Source organism: Pseudomonas sp. MWU13-2100 (assembly GCF_023242365.1).
Taxonomy (GTDB): domain Bacteria; phylum Pseudomonadota; class Gammaproteobacteria; order Pseudomonadales; family Pseudomonadaceae; genus Aquipseudomonas.
This window is the reverse complement of the sequence record NZ_JALLIX010000096.1, coordinates 1-2,258: the sequence shown is the minus strand read 5'-3', so window position 1 is coordinate 2,258 and position 2,258 is coordinate 1. Positions and strand designations below refer to the sequence as shown.

The 2,258-nt window shown below is 65.0% G+C and carries 2 protein-coding genes; both read left to right on the top strand.

Annotated elements, in window-relative coordinates; genetic code table 11:
* A partial coding sequence (locus M5B99_RS29420; RefSeq protein ID WP_248807430.1) for a phosphopantetheine-binding protein occupies positions 1-552 on the top strand: 552 nt, incomplete at its 5' end.
* On the top strand, positions 549-2,258 hold a 1,710-nt coding region (locus tag M5B99_RS29415; protein ID WP_248807429.1), incomplete at its 3' end, for a condensation domain-containing protein. The genes M5B99_RS29420 and M5B99_RS29415, both read left to right, overlap by 4 nt.

Below are 2,258 nucleotides of genomic sequence, written 5' to 3'. Positions count from 1 at the left end.
CGTGGTTTCCGTATCGAACTGGGCGAAATCGACGCGCGCCTGGCCAAACACCCGGCCGTCCACGAAGCCGTGGTCATGGCCCGTGAAGACATCCCGGGCGACAAGCGTCTGGTGGCCTATTACACCGTCCAGTCCACGGACAGCGAGCCGGCCATCGACAGCCTGCGCGGCTGGCTGCTGGGGCAATTACCGGCCTATATGGTCCCGGTGGCCTATGTGCGGCTCGATGCCTTGCCACTGACCCCCAACGGCAAGCTCGACCGCAAGGCCCTGCCGGCCCCGGACGGCGGCGCGCTGATCAGCCGCGGCTACGAAGCCCCGCAAGGCGAGACCGAAACCCTGATCGCCGAGATCTGGCAAACGTTGCTGGGTGTCGCGCAGGTCGGTCGGCATGACCACTTCTTCGAACTGGGCGGCCACTCGCTGCTCGCCGTGAGCCTGATGGAACGCATGCGCCAGGAAGGCCTGGAAGCCGATGTCAGGACCTTGTTCGAACACCCCACCCTCTCGGAATACGCGGCAACGACGGAAAGAATGGAGATTGTTCTGTGAGCGTGATCGAACTGTTGGCAATACTGAAAGAGAAAGATGTGCAACTTGCCGTCAAGGGCGACCAGCTGGTCGTCAGCGGCAGGCGACAGTCACTCACCGAGCCCGCCGTGCTGGCGATGTTGCGCGAGAACAAGGCCGCGTTGATCGAGCTGATCAATGCCGGCGAGTATTCCAGTGGCAAGGCCGGCGAAGTGGAAGTTCCGGCCCAGGCGATCCCTCTCGGCTGTGCGCGCATCACCCCGGACATGCTGCCACTGGTCAAGCTCGACCAAGCAGCCATCGAGCATATCGTCGCCACTGTCCCGGGCGGTGCCGGCAATGTGCAGGACATCTACCCGCTGGCGCCGTTGCAGGAAGGCATTCTCTACCACCATATTGCCGCTGGACAGGGTGATCCCTACGTGTTGCAGGCGCAGTTCGCGATTGCCAGCCGCGCCCGTTTCGACGAGTTCACCACGGCCTTGCAGCAGGTCATCGAGCGCCATGACATCCTGCGCACCAGCGTGGTCTGGCAAGGCCTGGACGAACCGGTGCAGGTGGTCTGGCGCCAGGCGCGGCTGGTGCTCAGCGAGATGACCATTGACCCCGCCGGCGGCGCGGCCACCGAGCAATTGCAACAAGGCTTCGACCCACGGCACTACCGCCTCGATATCAGCCAGGCACCGTTGCTGCGCCTGGCCTTCGCCCACGATACGGCCAACCAGCGCTGGGTGGCGATGTTGCTGTTCCATCACATCGCCATCGACCACGCGGCCCTGGAAGTGGTGCAGCAGGAAATCCATGCGTACCTCTACGGCCAGGCCAAGAGCCTGGGCGAGCCGGTGCCATACCGCAACTATGTGGCCCAGGCCCGGCTCGGGGTCAGCAGCCAGCAGCACGAAGCGTTTTTCCGCGAGATGCTCGGGGATGTCGATGAGCCGACCCTGCCGTTCGGTCTGCAGGATGTGCGCGGCGACGGTCATGGTGTCGAAGAAGCGACCCGGGCCCTGCCCGCCGATCTGAGCCGGCGCCTGCGCGCTCAGGCCCGGCAGCAGGGGGTAAGTGCGGCAAGCCTGCATCATCTGGCCTGGGCCCAGGTGCTCGGGCGCCTGTGCGGACGTAACGATGTGGTGTTCGGTACCGTGCTGCTGGGGCGGATGCGCGGTAGCGAAGGGGTTCGCCGGGCGCTGGGGATGTTTATCAATACCTTGCCGCTGCGGGTTGCCGTGGGCGAGCAGGATGCACGCGCCGGGATCAAGGCGACCCATGCGCGACTGACCGCGCTGCTGGGGCACGAGCACGCCTCGCTGTCCCTGGCCCAGCGTTGCAGCGGTGTGGCCGCGCCGATGCCGCTGTTCAGCACCTTGCTCAACTACCGGCACAGCTCGGCCGAGGCGGTGACCGGGGAGGCGGTTCAGCTATGGGAAGGGATCGAGGTGTTGGGCGGCGAGGAGCGCACCAACTATCCACTGATCCTGTCCCTGGATGACCTGGGCGAAGGTTTCAGCCTGAATGTGCAGGCCGTCGCCGGCATCGGCGCGCAGCGGGTCTGCGGGTATATGCAGACGGCCCTGGAGCAGTTGGTCCAGTCCCTCGAGCGAGCTTCGACCTCGGCGCTCAACAGCCTGTCTATCCTGCCGGCCGATGAGCGCGAACAGTTGCTGGTGGGATTCAACGATACGGCGTTGGATTATCCGCAGGCACAGACCATTCACGGGTTGTTCGAA